Origin of the sequence: Reinekea sp. G2M2-21, assembly GCF_015687175.1 — a bacterium.
Classification (GTDB): Bacteria; Pseudomonadota; Gammaproteobacteria; order Pseudomonadales; family Natronospirillaceae; genus Reinekea.
On record NZ_JADPQG010000001.1, the window covers coordinates 831,283 to 849,078 of the forward strand.

At 49.7% G+C, this 17,796-nt stretch carries 15 protein-coding genes; 3 read left to right on the top strand and 12 right to left on the bottom strand.

Features of this window, described 5'->3' with window-relative positions:
- The first annotated feature begins 53 nt into the window (after positions 1-53).
- Both IYN85_RS03865 and tdh read left to right on the top strand, forming a co-directional pair.
- Positions 54-1,241 carry a glycine C-acetyltransferase gene (locus IYN85_RS03865; protein WP_196157510.1) on the top strand — a complete coding sequence of 396 codons (1,188 nt, stop codon included), beginning with the start codon at positions 54-56 and terminating at the stop codon, positions 1,239-1,241.
- Positions 1,238-2,263, top strand: a complete 1,026-nt coding sequence (gene tdh / locus IYN85_RS03870) for an L-threonine 3-dehydrogenase (protein ID WP_196157511.1) — start codon at positions 1,238-1,240, stop codon at positions 2,261-2,263. The genes IYN85_RS03865 and tdh overlap by 4 nt, the downstream gene beginning before the upstream one ends.
- A gap of 433 nt (positions 2,264-2,696) precedes the next feature.
- Here tdh and yjfF read toward each other — a convergent pair whose 3' ends face one another.
- The 4 genes from yjfF to IYN85_RS03890 form a co-directional block, all read right to left on the bottom strand.
- Complete coding sequence (gene yjfF / locus IYN85_RS03875) at positions 2,697-3,671, bottom strand: galactofuranose ABC transporter, permease protein YjfF (RefSeq protein ID WP_196157512.1); 975 nt, start codon at positions 3,669-3,671, stop codon at positions 2,697-2,699.
- Entirely contained in the window at positions 3,661-4,683 is a 1,023-nt protein-coding gene (locus tag IYN85_RS03880) for an ABC transporter permease (RefSeq protein ID WP_196157513.1), read from the bottom strand. The genes yjfF and IYN85_RS03880 overlap by 11 nt, the downstream gene beginning before the upstream one ends.
- A 21-nt stretch (positions 4,684-4,704) precedes the next feature.
- Positions 4,705-6,219, bottom strand: coding sequence for a sugar ABC transporter ATP-binding protein (locus IYN85_RS03885; RefSeq protein ID WP_196157514.1), 1,515 nt, complete (start codon positions 6,217-6,219; stop codon positions 4,705-4,707).
- A gap of 84 nt (positions 6,220-6,303) precedes the next feature.
- Positions 6,304-7,254, bottom strand: a complete 951-nt coding sequence (locus IYN85_RS03890; RefSeq protein ID WP_196157515.1) for an ABC transporter substrate-binding protein — start codon at positions 7,252-7,254, stop codon at positions 6,304-6,306.
- A gap of 282 nt (positions 7,255-7,536) precedes the next feature.
- Here IYN85_RS03890 and IYN85_RS03895 point away from each other — a divergent pair, with 282 nt between their 5' ends.
- Positions 7,537-8,148: a MarC family protein gene (locus IYN85_RS03895; RefSeq protein WP_196157516.1), complete on the top strand. Its 612-nt coding sequence runs from the start codon at positions 7,537-7,539 to the stop codon at positions 8,146-8,148.
- Positions 8,149-8,255: 107 nt separating this feature from the next.
- On the opposite strand, the gene IYN85_RS03900 is transcribed toward IYN85_RS03895, so the two are convergent.
- The 8 genes from IYN85_RS03900 to IYN85_RS03935 form a co-directional block, all read right to left on the bottom strand.
- A complete protein-coding gene (locus IYN85_RS03900; protein ID WP_196157517.1) occupies positions 8,256-9,059 on the bottom strand; it encodes a family 16 glycosylhydrolase in 804 nt (267 codons plus the stop codon).
- Positions 9,060-9,315: 256 nt separating this feature from the next.
- Positions 9,316-10,239 (bottom strand): TIGR01212 family radical SAM protein, encoded by a 924-nt coding sequence (locus tag IYN85_RS03905; protein ID WP_196157518.1) that lies wholly within the window; start codon positions 10,237-10,239, stop codon positions 9,316-9,318.
- A gap of 66 nt (positions 10,240-10,305) precedes the next feature.
- Entirely contained in the window at positions 10,306-10,737 is a 432-nt protein-coding gene (locus IYN85_RS03910) for a GNAT family acetyltransferase (RefSeq protein WP_196157519.1), read from the bottom strand.
- Between the two features lie 30 nt (positions 10,738-10,767).
- Entirely contained in the window at positions 10,768-11,367 is a 600-nt protein-coding gene (locus IYN85_RS03915; protein ID WP_196157520.1) for an HAD family hydrolase, read from the bottom strand.
- 160 nt (positions 11,368-11,527) lie between these two features.
- Positions 11,528-12,745, bottom strand: coding sequence for a beta-ketoacyl-ACP synthase I (gene fabB, locus IYN85_RS03920; protein WP_196157521.1), 1,218 nt, complete (start codon positions 12,743-12,745; stop codon positions 11,528-11,530).
- A 9-nt stretch (positions 12,746-12,754) separates the two neighbouring features.
- Positions 12,755-13,273, bottom strand: coding sequence for a bifunctional 3-hydroxydecanoyl-ACP dehydratase/trans-2-decenoyl-ACP isomerase (gene fabA, locus IYN85_RS03925; RefSeq protein WP_196157522.1), 519 nt, complete (start codon positions 13,271-13,273; stop codon positions 12,755-12,757).
- Between the two features lie 177 nt (positions 13,274-13,450).
- Positions 13,451-15,550, bottom strand: a complete 2,100-nt coding sequence (locus IYN85_RS03930; RefSeq protein WP_196157523.1) for a FecR domain-containing protein — start codon at positions 15,548-15,550, stop codon at positions 13,451-13,453.
- A gap of 12 nt (positions 15,551-15,562) precedes the next feature.
- Positions 15,563-17,560 carry a FecR domain-containing protein gene (locus IYN85_RS03935; protein WP_196157524.1) on the bottom strand — a complete coding sequence of 666 codons (1,998 nt, stop codon included), beginning with the start codon at positions 17,558-17,560 and terminating at the stop codon, positions 15,563-15,565.
- Positions 17,561-17,796 lie beyond the last annotated feature (236 nt).

The window sequence follows — 17,796 nt, forward strand, 5'->3', positions numbered from 1 at the left end:
GTGTACAACCAGACTCTTTATCAACTGAATTTCTAAAAATAAGAGGGCATTGCATGTCGAAAGACCTGTTAACTCGTCTACCCGAGCAGCTTCGCAGCCTGAAAAGCGAAGGATTATTCAAGGCAGAACGGGTCATCGAAGGACCGCAGGGCGCCAACATTCATACCAAATCGGGTGATGTCATTAACCTATGCGCTAACAATTACCTGGGGTTGGCCAACCACCCCGATCTGATTAAGGCGGCGAAGGACGGTTTGGACCAATATGGTTTTGGTGCCGCTTCTGTGCGCTTTATCTGCGGAACCCAACAGGTCCACAAAGAATTGGAACGGGCCCTAAGTGATTTTCTGGGTATGGATGACACCATTCTATATTCCAGTTGTTTTGACGCCAACGGCGGCCTGTTTGAGACACTACTCGGTGAAAATGACGCCGTCATTTCGGATGCGCTGAACCACGCTTCTATTATTGATGGTGTTAGGCTTTGCAAAGCGAAGCGCTATCGTTACGCGAATAACAACATGGCTGAATTAGAGCAGGCCCTGAAAGACTCGCAAGATGCGGACACCAGACTGATTGTGACCGACGGTGTTTTTTCGATGGATGGGGTCATCGCCAACCTGTCTGCTATTTGCGATCTGGCCGACCAATATGATGCTTTGGTCATGGTCGACGATAGCCATGCCGTGGGCTTTATGGGTGAAAACGGCAAGGGTAGTCATGAATATTGTGGGGTTATGGGCCGGGTTGACATTATCACCGGCACGCTGGGTAAGGCGTTAGGCGGTGCCAGTGGCGGGTATACGGCAGCACGCCAACCCATTGTCGACTGGTTACGGCAGCGCTCACGCCCCTACCTGTTTTCCAATTCGCTGGCACCCAGTATTGCCAGTACCACACTGAAAGTCCTGAGTATGATTGAACAGGGGCACGCCCTGCGGGATGCTCTTTGGCAGCATGCGAGTTACTTTCGTGAAAAAATGTCAGCCGCCGGATTTACCCTTGCCGGGAAAGACCACGCCATTATTCCGGTAATGATCGGCGACGCGGCACTGGCCACGCGTATGGCTGATGCCTTGCTGGCTAAAGGCGTCTATGTGATAGGGTTCAGTTTCCCTGTGGTGCCCAAAGGGCAGGCGCGTATACGTACACAGATGAATGCCGCGATGACACATGCCCAACTGGAGTATGTGGTGAATGCCTTTATCGAGGTGGGGAAAGAATTTGGAGTAATCGCATGAAAGCGCTGGCAAAGTTAAAAGCAGAACCCGGTATCTGGATGACCGATGTACCTGAACCAGAGGTGGGTCATAACGATTTATTGATCAAAATCCGTAAAACAGCGATATGCGGCACCGATGTCCATATTTATAACTGGGATCACTGGTCTCAGGAAAATGTTCCGGTGGGGTTGGTCACCGGCCATGAGTATGTTGGGGAAGTCGTGGGCATTGGTCAGGAAGTGAACGGGTTCAAAATTGGCGACCGAGTCAGTGGCGAAGGCCACATAACCTGTGGTCATTGCCGTAACTGCCGCGCCGGTCGCCGCCATCTGTGTCGAAATACGCAGGGCGTCGGTGTGAATCGAGCCGGTGCTTTCGCCGAGTATCTGGTGATCCCTGCCTTTAATGCGTTCAAATTGCCGGACGAAGTCACCGATGACATGGCCGCAATTTTCGATCCATTCGGTAACGCAGTACACACGGCCTTGAGTTTTAACATGGTGGCAGAAGATGTTTTGATCACCGGGGCAGGTCCCATTGGTATTATGGCCGCTGCAGTGGCCAAACATGTCGGTGCCCGCAACATAGTGATCACTGACATCAATGATTTCCGATTGGATCTTGCCAAGCAGATGGGTGCTTCGCGTACGGTAAACGTAGCGCGCGAATCGTTGACCGATGTGATGGCTCAAATTGGAATGAACGAAGGTTTTGACGTGGGTTTGGAAATGTCCGGAGTCCCGAGCGCGTTTCGTTCCATGCTGTCGTCTATGAACCATGGCGGCAAGATTGCCATGTTAGGCATTCCACCAGAACAAATGGGTATTGATTGGAGCAAAATTATTTTTAAAGGACTGGAATTGAAGGGCATTTACGGCCGAGAAATGTTTGAGACTTGGTATAAAATGGCAGGTCTGATTCAATCCGGACTCGATCTGAAGCCGATCATTACTCATCATTTCGGAGTCGATGATTTTCAAGAAGGTTTCGACGTGATGCGTTCCGGTCAATCCGGGAAAGTGATTTTGGATTGGACCTAAATCACGATTATTACCTAGGGCAACTCTGATTAATTCAAATCACCTCAGTCCTATCAGATCGAAGGATGAGCGAGAAGTGTGTTGCAGGGAATGGCGAGTCCTTTTCAAAACACACAACAATGCTCAGTCATCTATCTGAAGGACTCGCTGATGTAGATAGCAATTATTCAAAGTTGCCCTAGGACAAAGCGCTCACTTGAGCGCTTTTTAACGTCTTTACCTTGAATAAATGGCACAACAAATCCCTTTTTAAAGAAATTATTTACAGATCCCCGGTGATGGCCTATTCCGAAGGGAGAATGAGCTCCCCCTGATAACATCCATTGGTTTTTATCAGGGGGCTAACCCGAATCATCAGACCGGATGAGACCCTGGACGACATAAGCAGAGTTGGATCCTCACACAGAACCAGTGAAAATCCAACATGAGTTCGTCAGTCACTCCCCTTAGCAGAAAACTTTTTAGCCCATACCAGGATGATTTTCTGCAGCAGAATGAACAGTAATAAGAGCGCGCCGATGACGATTCGCGTGGACGCGGCATTCAAAGTGCCATCAAAGTTGATGAGCTGTTGAATAACACCAAACGTCATGCCGCCGATAAACGCGCCAAATACATAACCAACGCCGCCGGTCAGCAGGGTGCCGCCGAGCACGACCGCCGCGATAGCATCCAATTCCACGGCGATGCCAATTTCCGGATAGGCTGAACCGGTGGCAACAGCAAACAGAACTCCGGCTACCGAGCTGTAAAACCCACTTAAAGCGTAGACTTTGACGGTTGTCCAGGGAACATTCACACCGATTAATGCGGCGGATTGAGCATCACCGCCAATCGCATAAACATTGTGGCCGAACCTTGTGTAACGGGAAATAATGACGCCCAGCGCAAGAAACAGAATCATGATGATGGCCACAAAATTCAATTCGCCCTGGCCGATAATGATGCCGAACTCTGACAATGACGACATGAAAGGGTGGTCGATTTTTACTTGCTGAGTGTTGATGACATAACCCAGGCCGCGAAATAAAAACATGCCGGCAAGTGTGACAATGAAAGGTTGGATTTTGAAGATAGCAATGACCAAACCCATGACCGTACCGAACAAGGTACCAACACAGACTGAAATGGCGATTGCCACGACAGGGTGAATCTGAAATTTAACCACCAACAGCGCCATCAATGCACAGACGAACGCGATCATTGATCCGACGGATAAATCAATCCCACCGGACAAGATGACGAATGCCATGCCTACCGCGGTGACAATAATAAAGGCGTTGTCGGTTAACAGGTAACCAGCCAAGCGAAGTCCGAAAAAGCCCTGATAGGCGATACTGCCAAAACCATACAGCAACAGTAAAACAATAATGGCCGATATGAGGGGAAGCGTACGTTCATTCAGCATGACGGTTCTCCAGAGATTTTGTTCTGAGCTGACTGACATAGTTTTTTGTCGTCTCAGATTGAATGAGTAGCACCGCAAGAATAATGCAGGCTTTGACGATTAGGTTGTATTCCACGGGTACACCACTGCTGAAAATAATCGTGGTCAGTGTTTGAATGATGAGCGCCCCGATGATGGTTAAGCCAAGGTATATCCGACCACCGTTGAGGGATGCACCGGCCAAAACCACTGCGAGAATCGCATCCAGTTCAAGCCACAATCCCAGACGATTGATTTCGGCGGTACTGACATCGGCAATGAGAATCATGCCTGCTACGGCAGCGCACATGCCGGAAAAAATGTAAGCGATCACTTTTAACATTCGCGCTTCAATGCCCAACAGACGGCTGGCCTTTGCATTAGCGCCGACAGACTCCAGAAACAAACCAAGCGCAGTTTTTCGCAGTAATAAAACGGTGCACAAAACCAAGGCGGTCATAATCCATAAGCGCACTGGTATTGCCAGTAGGGCACCGCTGCCAATGATGTCCATCGCGGTACTGTCAAAGCTGACTGCCCGACCACCGGTCACCAGTTGCGCGATGCCGCGACCGGAGACCATGAGGATCAGCGTCGCGATAATGGGTTGAATGCCGATGAATGACACCATTATTCCGTTCAGAAAACCAATACCACCCCCGACAAGCACCGATACAATAACCACCATAAAGAAGGGCAGTTGGGTCTCCACAATCAGCACTGCGGCGACGGCACCACAAATGGCGACGACAGAACCGACAGACAAGTCGATACCTTTAGTGCCAATAACCACGGCCATACCCAGAGCGATAATTGCGGTCGGTGTAGCGCGGACTAAAATATCAATCAGACTGCCGTAGAGACGTCCGTCTTTGAATTCGATTTGGATAAAACCAGGATCGATGATGCCCATGATCACGATGATAACCACCAGTGAGAAAATGGGTCCCCAGATCTTTGGATTGATATCCAGAAACTTTTTACGTTCTTTCATAATTGTCACCCGAGTACTGTGCTATTGCGCAATGGCATTGACGATTGATTTCTGGCTGATGTCAGAACCAGTCAATTCCATGACTTTTTTGCGATCTTTCATCACGACGACCCGGTGTGCAAAGATCACCAGCTCTTCAAGTTCGGAAGAGGCGACAAGCAAGCTCATGCCCTGTTCGCAAAGTTCTTTCATGATCGCGATAATATCGTGGTGTGCACCGATATCGATTCCCCTCGTTGGTTCATCCAGCAATAATAAGGTTGGCTGGGTGAGTAACCAGCGGGCGAGAATCACTTTTTGTTGATTACCGCCACTGAGTTCGCCGATAGGTTTATTTAGGTTGGGCGTCTTGATTGATAAGCGTTCTATCATCGATTCCACCATGGCTTTCTGTTCCGTCATAGGGATAGGTTTTAACCAACCACGTTTTGCCTGCAAGGCAAGGATCATGTTTTCGCGTACGCTTAATTCAGCAATGATGCCGTCGATCTTGCGGTCTTCCGGGCAGTACCCCAGACCGTGATCAATCGCTTGTTTAGGCGATTTAATGTGCACCGCGTTCTGTGCTATTTCCATTGAACCCTGATCAACGGCTTGTGCGCCAAAAATAATCTCGCACAACTCCGAACGACCGGAACCAAGCATCCCCGCCAAGCCAACGATTTCGCCTTTGGCTATGCTCAGATCGACGGGTTTCAAGAAGCGTTGTTTACCAAAGTTCTGAATGCGTAAGACATCGTCAGCACTATCGCTGGTTTCGCGGTTGCTACCACTGGTCAATTCATCCAGCGATTTACCCACCATGGCATGAATTAACTCAGCTTGTGGTAGTTTTTTAGTCGCGTAGGTGCCAATGAAGCTTCCGTTGCGCAATACCGTAATTCGATCGGTAATTTCGTAAACCTGATCCAGAAAATGTGTCACAAAAATAATACTGATGCCCTGAGACTTCAGTTGTCTCATTAGCTCAAATAGCCGCAGGACTTCTTTAGCATCCAAACTGGCAGTGGGTTCATCGAGAATTAATAGTTTCGCTTTTGTGCCAATGGCCCGTGCAATGGCAACTAATTGCTGAACAGCGATGGAATAGGAATCGAGTTGTTTGCTTGGATCAATATTGAGCCCAACCCGCTCTAGCATCTCCAAGGCTCGCTGCTTCGCACGCTTTGGACTGATCAAGCCGAAGCGCTTGGGCTGTTGTAATAAAGTCAGATTTTCAGTGACAGTCATCGTTGGGATAAGATTCACTTCCTGATAAACCGTGCTGACACCTTGGGTTTGTGCATGGCCTGAACTTGTAGCGTGGAAGTCCTGACCATCAAATAGAATTTTTCCTGAATCTCGTGTGTACACGCCGGTTAAAACTTTGATGAATGTGGATTTTCCAGCACCATTTTCACCGAGAAGAGCATGGATTTCACCGGGTGCTATTGAGAATGACACCTTATTCAGCGCTTGAACGCCAGCAAATCCTTTCGAGATGTTTTTTATTTCAAGTAGTGGCTGTACGTCGACAACCGGTTCTAGAACACCCATAACGCACCTGTTGATTGTTTGAATAGTAACCTGGTGACAGGCAATAGCGTGTGCTATTGCCTGTTGGCGAAAATCAGCGGAAGGTTACTTGCGCTTCGCCCATTCTTCAGCAGCAGTTTCTGGGTAGAACAGACCACCTGGAACGGTAATGCGTTTTGGAACGTCTTTACCAGCCAAATGTGCTTCCAGTGCATCAAAAGCTGCAGCACCCTGATAAGGGCTGAGCTCAAGAGTGACGTTGGTTTCACCATCGGCCATGGTTTTAAAGATTTCAGCAATGGCGTCGACAGAACCAATAAGGATGTCTTCACTGGGTTTTAAACCAGCTTCTTTAATCGCTTGTGCTGCACCAATCGCCATGTTGTCGTTGTGTGCCCAAACGGCGCAGATATTTTCTCCACCAATGGATTTTAAGAAACTCTCCATAACTTCCTTACCGCCGGTCGCGCTCCAGCTGCCGGTTTGTGAAGCAATAATTTTCATGCCCGAGAAGTTCTCAATGACATTCGCGAAGCCCGTTTGTCGTTTAATGGCAGCATCGGCACCTACAGCACCCTGCAGTTCAACGATGTCACAGGTGCCTTCGGTTTCAACAGCTAACCAGGCAGCGATCATTGCGCCTTCCTGAGTGAAGTCAGACCCCACACTGGTGACATACAGGCTTGGGTCGGAATCCAGTCCACGGTCGACCAGGACTACCGGAATTTTCGCACGTTGCGCTTCTTTCAGAACCTTGTCCCAACCGGTGGTGACCAGTGGTGCCAGAACAATCCCGTCAACACCTTGCGCGATGAAAGAGCGAATGGCCTTGATCTGATTTTCCTGTTTACCTTGCCCATCGGAAAATTTGAAGTTGTAGCCTCGAGCTTCGGCTTCAGCCTTCGTAGCATTGGTGAAAGCAGTACGCCAGCCAGATTCGGAACCGGTTTGTGCGAAACCAATTGTCAGCTCTGCCATAGAGGCAGCTGACGATAAGGCGATTACTGTGGTGCCAACGGCTATCTTGATCAACTTAGTCAAATTGCTAATATTCATGTTTTTTCCCCATTTTTTATATTTGTTGTTACCTAGCAATACCCTTGCGTGATGAACAGTATTAGCCAGGTCGAGTTTATTAAATGTAATGTGACCCGTGAAGGGAATAGCCACGGAAAAGGTGAGTTAATTTGTCCATGTACCTAGCTATTTTTTCCACAAAAACAAGTACTGCTCTGCGCACTGCAATGGGTTCAAGGTCTTTATGCGCAGTGTCGGTTTTTTTTGCATCGTCTTCTGCTATCGTACATTAACATCGAATCGCTGTTTGCTGGGATATCCATGAATTCAACCTTTTTCTTTAATGCGCTGACCAGTTATTTTGTCGTTATTGACCCGATAGGTTGTGCGTTGATTTTTTACTCCCTGACCTTGGGTCAAAGCACAAAGTTAAAAGCAAAAACCATGGCGACAGCAATGTGTATTGGGTTTGGAATTATCCTAATGTTTGCGTTATTTGGTGAGACGTTGCTCACTGCCTTGGGTATTGAAATGGACGCACTACGCATAGCGGGTGGTATCTTGTTGTTTAATACGGCATTTCGCATGATTACCACGGAACCTACGCATGAGCAGCCTCATGATGTTCGGATCGGACACATTACTGTATACCCACTTGCCATACCGCTCATGGCCGGGCCGGGCACGCTGACGTTAACTGTGTTATTAATGGCGGGAGCTCCTACTGTCGTGGATCAGGTGATGGTGATTGTCGCGGCGCTGATTACATTGACCGTGACGCTGTTGCTAGCGTTGATATCGTCTCAGTTGCGCAAATGGTTGGGCAAAACAGGTGATGAAATTATTCAGCGCTTGCTAGGAGTGTTGTTAGCAGCGTTGGCGATTCAATTTGTGGCGAATGGTATCAGCGGATTGTTTTTAAGCGGCGCGTAGTGTTGGCTGGAACTCAAAGCGGGCGTCTTATCCTGGCCTTGGTTGGTAAGATGAGGCTGCCACCGTCCCGAGGGACGATGACAACCGTTAGGCAATTGCGTTGCGGGCTATGGCTTAATGCCCTTTGAACCAACGGTCAGTCCCATGATCAACTGACCATCCACGACTTGGATGTTTTCCGGTGCAAACGTGACCAGATTGCTGTCGAATGTCCAGTTTCCTTTGCCCCAGCGTTTTGAATCGAAGTGATTAAAATCGTCGCGCCAGGCCAGTTTAAATTCGCCGTTATCCTGCAGGTTATAGTATTCAATCCAGTCGATGATCTGGTATTGAGGTAATTCCGTTTCGTCAAATTGCCCAACCCAATCGACAACTTCAGAAACCCAGACATTTGAGCGGTAGGTTTGTGGCGTATCGGCCATGTCTCGCACCTGTTGTGAAGCGCTGGCAAGATCTTCCCGGATCGTTTGACCATCGACTTTCCAGACGATGCGTTCCGGTGTCCAGATCAGCGAATAGGTGTGGAAGTCCGTGATATCGTCAACAGGTGTTGTTTGCTCCGACATAACTCTGGCCTCTGCCGTGCCGGTAATCAGGTTGGTTTGCAGTAAATCAGGATGGCGGCCAATGGTTTCAAAATCAATTTCTCGCCAGGGGCGTCCTTCGCCTTGCCAAGACTCATTGTCGTAGGTAAAAAAGGATGAGACAACGCCTGGTTTAGACACCATTTTTAAACGGAGGTTGAATTGTCCGTAGAGTACTTTTTTGAGACTGTACAGTTCAGCACCATAAACGGGTTGGCTTGCGGTATTTTTCTGGCTGGTAGCCGCCAGGGTGTCCTGGTTCAGGTCGTCCGCCAGTGTCATTGAGCTGATCAGGCTGAATAATATAAGTGCATTCTGTACGCGCATTTACGGTCCTTAATGGAATGTTCTTTCGGTGTTTGATGGTGTGTTTGGGACGCCATCTCGCTGTTATGTGCGGCGCTCTTGATTTTTTGTAACCGCTTACATGCTCGAATTTAGCCAGTGGTGAACTGAAAGGCAAGAACCGTCTGGTGTTTACCTGAAATTACAGGTTGTTTCAGAAAATAGCTGACTTTTATTTTCAGGTTGTTACAGTTTTATCAGTATTTTCCTGTTATTTTCAGGCTGTTTCAGTGGTGTTTCATGACATTTCAGCGAACCCGATAGGGGCAGTGACGGCAGCCAGTTTGGCTTCCAGCCCATTCATGACCGGCCAGCGATGGTCTGTCCACTGCGGTTCAATGAGCAGGTCTTTTCGGCTAACCGTGGACATGACGCGGTGCACGATGATTTCTCTGGGCGTATTGATCAGTGCATCACCAACAATATCGAGATAGCTCTCTCTGGAAATACTCCGGTAATCACCTTGCTTCCACATTCTGGCGAGTTGAGTACCTTTTACAACATGTAACGGGTGCCATTTCACGCCTTGAACGCCGGCATCCAGAACCCGGTGCCAACTGTCCAGAACCATGGATTTGGTTTCGCCGGGTAACCCTGCGATGAGGTGTGTGCAAACGTTCAAACCATAGCGGCTTGTTTTCTTTATGGCTGACTGGTAGTCCGCAAAGGTGTGACCTCTGTTGATGGCCGCCAGAGTGGTGTCATGAGTGCTCTGCAAGCCCAGTTCCAGCCAGACTTCATAGCCACTTTGCTGAATCTGATGCAGCAGTTCCAATACGTCTTCGGTAATACAATCGGGTCGCGTTCCGACACATAAGCCAATCACATCCGGCGATTGTAGGGCTTCTTGATATAACTGTTTCAGGTAATTGATGTCACCATAGGTGTTGGAATAAGCCTGAAAGTAAGCGATGTACTTTCGGGCGCCGGTTTTCTGTTGCAAGCGGTTGATGTTGCCGGTGATTTGCTCGGCAATCGGTCGAATTTTGAAATCGTTCGGAAAGAAGCTTTTATTGTTACAGAAAATGCACCCGCCGATGCCTTTGCTGCCGTCCCGGTTCGGGCAAGTAACGTCTGCGTGCAATGACAGTTTGTAAATTTTTTCGCCGTACTTGGCTTTTAGATATTGACCAAAGGTGGTGATGTAATCGCTGAGTGCCATCTGCGCCGACTCTGAATGAATTGGCGCAGAGTGTAGGGGACAAAACCAGCAAAGTGTTGAGCTGCATCAGGTGTCCGGGATCAGGCGTTTACCCATGCCAATGGCATTGTCTTCGGAATAACCCAGTGAGCGATAGTATTCCACAATGTGCGTGTTAGTGGAGCGGACCTGCAGGTTCACTTTTGGGCAACCTAACGCCAGTAGAGAAGCTTCCGTTTGTTCAATGAGTTTTCGGCCTAACCCGGTACCTTGATGGTCGGGTAATACAGCGAGATAGTTTATCCAGCCGCGATGACCTTCATAGCCTCCCATGACCGAACCAACGACCTGTTCGGTTTCGTTCGTGTTTTGTACGGCCACAATAAAGAGTTCCGGGTTCACGGCAAGCTTACGGGCAATATCTTTTTTGGGGTCATTCCACGGCACGATCAATCCGCATGCGTGCCACAGGTCGATAATCTGGTCTTCATCCTTGGGTAAGTAGGGTCTTATCTGCATTCGTAAAGTCTCTTTATCCTTCGTGGTGGGTTAGCGTGGAAAAAAGTCCCATTGATAGACGGGAATGGTGGCTAAATCGAGCATCGCTTGATCTTCGGGTGTGTCACCATATGCATAGATATCCCGGTAATTTTTCAGATTGACTGCAGCGCGCAGACGCTTGGATTTTTGCTGATGGCTACAGTCACCCTGTTGATATTTGCCGGTGTAATAATCGCCTTGTCTGGCCAGGGTGGAGCAAATCAGATCGACTTTCATAGCCCGGCACCAGGGTCGCAGGTAGGTATCAAGCGAGGCCGATACCACCACAATATGGTCACCGCGAGACTGATGCCAGCGCAGCTGTTCCATGGCTTTCGGGCGTAATATGCTAGGGATATGCTGTTTCGCATAGCGTTCGCCGAGCTTATCGAGTTGTTTTTGGTGCAGGCCACGAAAGCAAAAGTAAACGGTGAATGGACGCATTACTGATGCTGGAACGATCCCCAGTTTGTATGCGGCCACGACAGGCGCCAGTAACAGCCGACCCAGCCATAAGCGTTTTTTGGGGGTGGCGTAAAAAAGGAAAGGGGTAAAGCTGTCTTTTGAGGTCAGAGTGCCGTCAAAGTCAAAGAGTGCCAAATTCGTCATGGTGTCGGTACCTGGTTATGCGGATCTTAGGGTAGCAACGACAGCCGTTAAATGCGATCCGTTGCAACAATTGAATCACAGACCACCACAGTTGCCTCTGAGAAAACCCAGACATAAAAACGGCGAGCAGTGGCTCGCCGTGTCTGAACTGCAATCAATGTCAGTCGGAGTAACGGGCAAACACCAGCGTTGCATTGGTACCGCCAAAACCGAAGCTGTTTGACATGACATTGTTCAAGGTTACATTGTCAATACGTTCGGTAACGACATTGGCGTTGCCGGCTTCCGGGTCCAGGTCGTCGACGTTTTTACTGGCCGCAATGAAGTTTTCTTTCATCATGATCAGTGAGTAGATCGCTTCCTGAACACCAGTAGCCCCCAGACTGTGGCCTGTCAGAGACTTGGTCGAAGCGATAGGCGGCATATTATTACCCAGTGCTTCACGCACGGCATTTAACTCGGTGATATCACCCGCGGGTGTGCTGGTTCCATGGGCATTGATGTAATCGATGTTGCCTTTTACATTCTGCATAGCCATTTGCATACAGCGTACCGCGCCTTCGCCACTGGGTGCGACCATGTTATAGCCATCGCTGGTGGCGCCATAGCCAACCAGTTCACCATAGATTTTCGCGCCACGGGCTTTGGCATGTTCGAGTTCTTCCAGGACCAACATGCCACCGCCACCGGCAATAACAAAACCATCACGATCGGCGTCATAAGCTCGGCTTGCGCGGTCAGGCGTGTCGTTGTATTTGGTCGACAGCGCACCCATGGCATCAAACAGGCAGCTCATGGTCCAGTGTTCGGCTTCACCACCGCCGGCGAACATAACGTCCTGTTTACCGAGCTGGATTAATTCCATCGCATTGCCGACGCAATGCGCGCTGGTGGAGCAGGCTGAACTGATGGAATAGTTCACGCCTTTGATTTTGAATGGTGTGGCCAGGCACGCTGACACCGTTGAGCCCATGGTTTGCGTCACACGGTAGGGGCCAACACGCTTGAGCCCTTTTTCCAACAGAATGTTGGCGGCTTCCGTTTGACTGGCAGAGTCTGCACCGCCAGAGCCAGCAACAATACCGGTTCGGACGTTTGACACCTGATCTTCCGTCAAGCCCGCGTCGTCAATGGCTTGCTGCATCGCAACGTAGGCATAACCCGCGGCTTCACCCATAAAGCGAATAGCTTTACGGTCTATATGATCGGCCAAGTTGATGTTCGGTGTACCGCTGATGTGGCTGCGCATGCCCAATTCAGCGTATTTTTCATTAAACGAAATGCCGGATTTACCGGCTTTCAGGGATTCAGTGACGCTGGCAATATCGTTGCCAATGCACGATACAATGCCCATTCCTGTAACTACTACGCGTTTCATTGGACTACCTCACTTCATCTGTTCTGGTTTAAACAAACCAACTTTCAGGTCTTTGGCGAAGTAAATATCCTTGCCATCGCATTCGACGATACCGTCCGCAATGCCCATGACCAATCGGCTTTCGATGACACGTTTGATCTCAAGCTTGTAAACGACTTTTTTTGCATCCGGCATGATCTGGCCTTTGAAGGTCAATTCACCCACACCCAACGCTCGACCCTTACCCGGGTTGCCGCGCCAGCCGAGGTAAAAACCGACTAACTGCCACATGGCATCAAGACCTAAACAGCCCGGCATGACCGGGTCGCCAGGAAAGTGGCATTGGAAGAACCACAGGTCCGGATTGATGTCGAGTTCCGCTCGGATAACGCCCTTACCGTATTCACCACCTTCCGAAGAAATCAGCGTAACGCGGTCCATCATCAACATGTTGTCAACAGGAAGCTGGGCGTTGCCAGGGCCAAACATGCGGCCATGGCCACATTCAATAAGGTCGTTTTTATCAAAAGAAGATGGACGGTCAGACATTTTCAGTTCCAAGATTAAGATTATCGGCACGCACAATAGCAAAAAAACAGCGGTTGATTCATGCGCAGGAGGAAAAAGATCGTTTATTTCGGGGGAAAGGCGGGGATTTCGGAAGCAAGCGCGGCGCGAAAAGTGGCTGCGGCCAATAAGCCGCAGCATTCACTGTTAATATTTTCGCTATTTAATGACGAACACGCCTTGAGCTTGGTGTTGATCGTCGGTGGTTTGCAAACCAAAGCCTCCGACAAAGCCGAGACTGGTATTACCACCGGTAAACAGACCATCGACGTGGCCCACTGCATCGTGGGTGTTATTCGCCGTGGTCAACGTACCGTAGCCGTAATCGCTGAAAAACTGGGCGCCCTTAATAGTGCCGTAGTAATCCACTTGCCAGGCCCAGTCTTGGTCGACATTGGACAGGGCCAAGGTTCCTGTGGCTTCAGCACTGCCAAAGTCGACGGCGAGGGTGCTACTCAAACACGTCAAGGCGGTATTGTTGCATCCTGGGTCAGTGGCCGAGTAATCTTGCATGCCTGCCGTGGTCGAGCTGGTGGCATGCCAATCGACAATCGTCGTCATGGTTTTTAAACCGACCATATCTGCTGCTTTCGCCGGTGGTGCAGAGATGAAGTAATAAGGTGCTGTGACTGTTTCTGCCAGACTCAACTCCTTCGGATCTTTCAACAGCAGGGCTGGATTGACAGTACTGGTGTTCCAGTACCCCCACTTAACCATATTGCTGCCGTCGCTTGAGGTGTCGGCACTGGTAAATTCGGTTAGCGTCGCATTGGGGTTGCCGCGGAAGACGTTATCGGGTGTTTTATAGCCTGTAGCCAGGACATTAAGGCTCTCGTTGTCGAAATTGACAAAGACCGGACCGTCTTCTCCCTTGACCATATAGCCGAAGTGGACCGCGCTGTTGTAGTTAGCGACACTCGGTGCGCCGAGGTTATATGTGCCATTACAGGCTATGGAGCTGCTGTTGCACAGACCCAGAGCTTCAGCGAGAGCGATGGCGTCATTGCCCTGGAAGTTCGCGAAAATCACCTCGGCACCGGAACCATCAATGATTCCCTTAACCACGAGTTTTCCGCCGATTAGATCAACCTTCAATCTGGGGAGGATTGCTTTGCCGTCAATGTCCCCTGCAATTGTTGAAATCTGTGTACTGATTTCGGAAATGATGTTGGACGCGGACAGGTTCGAAAGGTCAATGGTGTAAGTGATGTCACCGGAATCGGTTTTCAGCACCAGGTCAAAGGTCAATGATCCTGTCGAGGTAAATGACCCGCCCGCATAACCAAAGCTTGCGGTGTACTCGGGTAATCGATACCCGGTCGGGTCTTCATTGACCACCACAAAACCAACCGGCGCTCCGTTTTCTAACGCTCGGATCTGTTCTTGGGTTAACCGAACATCCTGAAAGGCACTGAGATCGGTCGTTGTTGAAATCTGTGTTACCGTTTGCTGAACCGGATCAGGTTCACTGATACCGCTCAGTTGGGAGCCCAGCGGACGTACATCTGGAGTATCTGTGTCAGACTGTCGTGCTGGTTTGTCATCGAAAATGGCTTCGACCAATAAACCGTTATCTTCATCTTTAAGGGTTGCGGTGGCTTCGCTGTCATCGGCCTCATTGGTTGCTGGAGGTGCATTAAAGGAAGTCGCAAGCGGTTGGGATAGCTCTGCCGGAGCTTCCAGTAAGCCCTGTATGGCGGCGTTTTGACCGGCCACCTGTGCGAAACTGAACGCACTGTCTATGCCCAGGTTGAAACTGCCTGCCTGATTCTGGAGCCGAACACCGCCCTGGTACACGCCTACTATGAGATTGTCTTGCGTTAAAATCGCTTCGTAATTGGTGCCGCGAATACCAATACTGGCATTCGGTGTTTTGATTTGATAAGCATCTTTGTTGGATTTACCGAAAGAACCCGTGATGGTTCGAAAACCACCGGACAACAGCTCCATGAGTACCCGTTCTTGGTTGCCGTCCTCAGCGTTTTGGTACTCACTGATTTTCAGTTGCGAATCGGCCCGTAAGGCCAACACAGCGTTATCTTTAAACCGGATGTGAATTTCACTGTCAGCACCGGTTACCAGTGTGTCACCTTCCAATACATCCGATCGTCTTTGCAATGGACGAGGATTATTGGCGCTGTCCAGTGCGTAGGTTTCGCCTTTGGCGATAATAACTTTGCCGATGCTGGCGTACGCCATATCGACGCCCAAACCGGTCAGTAAAACCAGAATGAACACGTGCCACAGTCGAGTCTTCATCACAGTGCCCCTCTAAAATCTAACGCTGATGGCCTGACTGGCCGTGATTCGGTCTCGACCATAAACGTTGATGTTGCTGTCTACCCATTCCCAGCTCAACTGAGTTTGTGTTTGCAGCCAATTTGTTGGTGCCCATGCACCTTGCAACTCCATCGCAATTACCTGATCCTGGCGAAGCTTCAGATCTGTCGAGACATCGTTCTCGGTAAAAAAAAGATCGTCTGCCTTATAACGTCGCCACTGGTGTTCAGCTGCGAAGTTCGCCCTGATGTTCCAAGGGAGCGTCCATACCAATTGATACCGATTGGCGATTCCCCGCCATTCACTGTGACCATCATCTAACCCGGCTTGCATCGTCTGCAAATAGAGTGACGAAAAAGTGTGAACTCGCCCACGTTCCTGAGCGTCAAAGACGATACCTGCCAAATCTTTGGCGTTCGAAACATTGGCATCGTCCAGTGCAACGTTCATTTGTGTTCCAATTTTGACGCCCGCCCATAAGGGACCCCAAACCCGGTAATGTTGGCTGTATCCGGCTGAAACTGAGCCTTGCCAGGTCTGTCCGTCTAGCCAGCTCAATTGACCCGTTAACGGTATTTGTGAGCGCCATCGGCCTTGCTGGCCGTTTATCACGGTGCCCAGCGTTAAGGCACTGGTATCGTTCAGCGCAGCATCTAAATAGTTTTTGTTGGTGAAGTCGACCGAGAATTGGTTCCGTGCGGTTTGGCTCGTTGGTGTTGACATTCCGGTCGTGACTGACCACTGCACAAAGCCCGATTCAACCGGTGTGGATACGCCACTAAGTTCAGTCAAGCCAAGCAGGTTCGGGTCCAGTGGACCATCCAAATTGCTACCGGCGTTGCCGTTACTGTCCCATCCTGCCACGATGGTGCCACCAAACTCAGTTTTTGACATGGCGCGTAACTCGGCTTCATCGACCTGTTTTAAAAGCGTTTCAACGTTGCGACGGACATTCGTGGGGGGATTCGCCAATAAAACCTGATTCAAGGCATCGCGTGAGCGGTTGAAGTTGCCGGTCATCAGGTAGGCTCTGCCAAGCTCCAACCGAGCACGATGTTGTTCCGGGTTAAACACCAGCACCCGTTCAAAGGAGAAGATCGCCTCATTCGGGTTGTTTTCTGCCATCAGTAATAGGCCGTGATAGAGATCGAACCGGGGCAGACCTTCAAATCGCTCAATCAATTCATTGGCCAGCAGTCGAGCCTCGGCCCATTGGTTGTTATTAACCATGGCGACAAAGGCTTCAATTGGTTCCAGAGATTCAGACCGAGAGCCGGTATCAACGGGCGTATTGCCGTTGGCCGATAGGGGAACAACAGCCGGTACAGCGACGACGGCGACGGGAATCAGAGGTGGAGCGCTCAGGCTATTGGCCAATTCAAGAATGTTCGCAGGTATCGGACCCAGAGACGGCGCACCGGGAGCATCCATCAACTTAGCCGGTGAGCCCAGAGTGACGGATGCCCTGGGGTGACTTTCTGTCAGTTCCACAACCTGACCCTGAAATTCCAAACTGCGAACAATGACGGAGCCAGAGTGCCGCAGTACCTGAGTTTCGGAATCTGAAACTAGCTGAACCTCAAACTCTGTGCCTCTTACGCCAATACTGGCGTGGGCTGTTCGTAAATCAAATGCGTTCGGTTCTTTGGCCAGATTGCCCGTAATGGTGCGTAATTTCCCCGTCAGTAACTCGAGAAAAACGTTTGCTTTACCCTGATCCGAGTCCGGGCGGAATCGGGTAATTCGTAATGTGGTGTTTTCGCTAAGATCAACGACCGACTGATCGGCAAATTTCAAGGTGGCATACGCATCATCCCCGGTACTGATCTGGTCACCCTCAGACAAGGTATCACGACGTTTTACCGGAAGCGTGTCGTTACTGGTACTGGTTTTCACCACGTCACCGCCGGTACGTACCACAATGGCGACGGAGTTTGCGTAACACACTCCGGACACCAATAGGGTCACAACAAATACAACAAAACGCATGCCAGTAAACTCCTGGATAAAAGGCACAATAATTTTAGTTTAGCAGCGCCCTTGAATTTGGCTGCGGTAATTACCGGTTCGTTTAGAACCTTTAAGAGCAAAAAGGACAGAAAAAAGTGTAACGACAGAATGCTGTTCGTTTTGCCAAGTGTTCGGCTAACCTATTGGCTGGTGTCCCGCTCAATTGCTCATCAACCATTGTTAGCGGTCATGAAGCAAAAATCTTTAATGTGGTC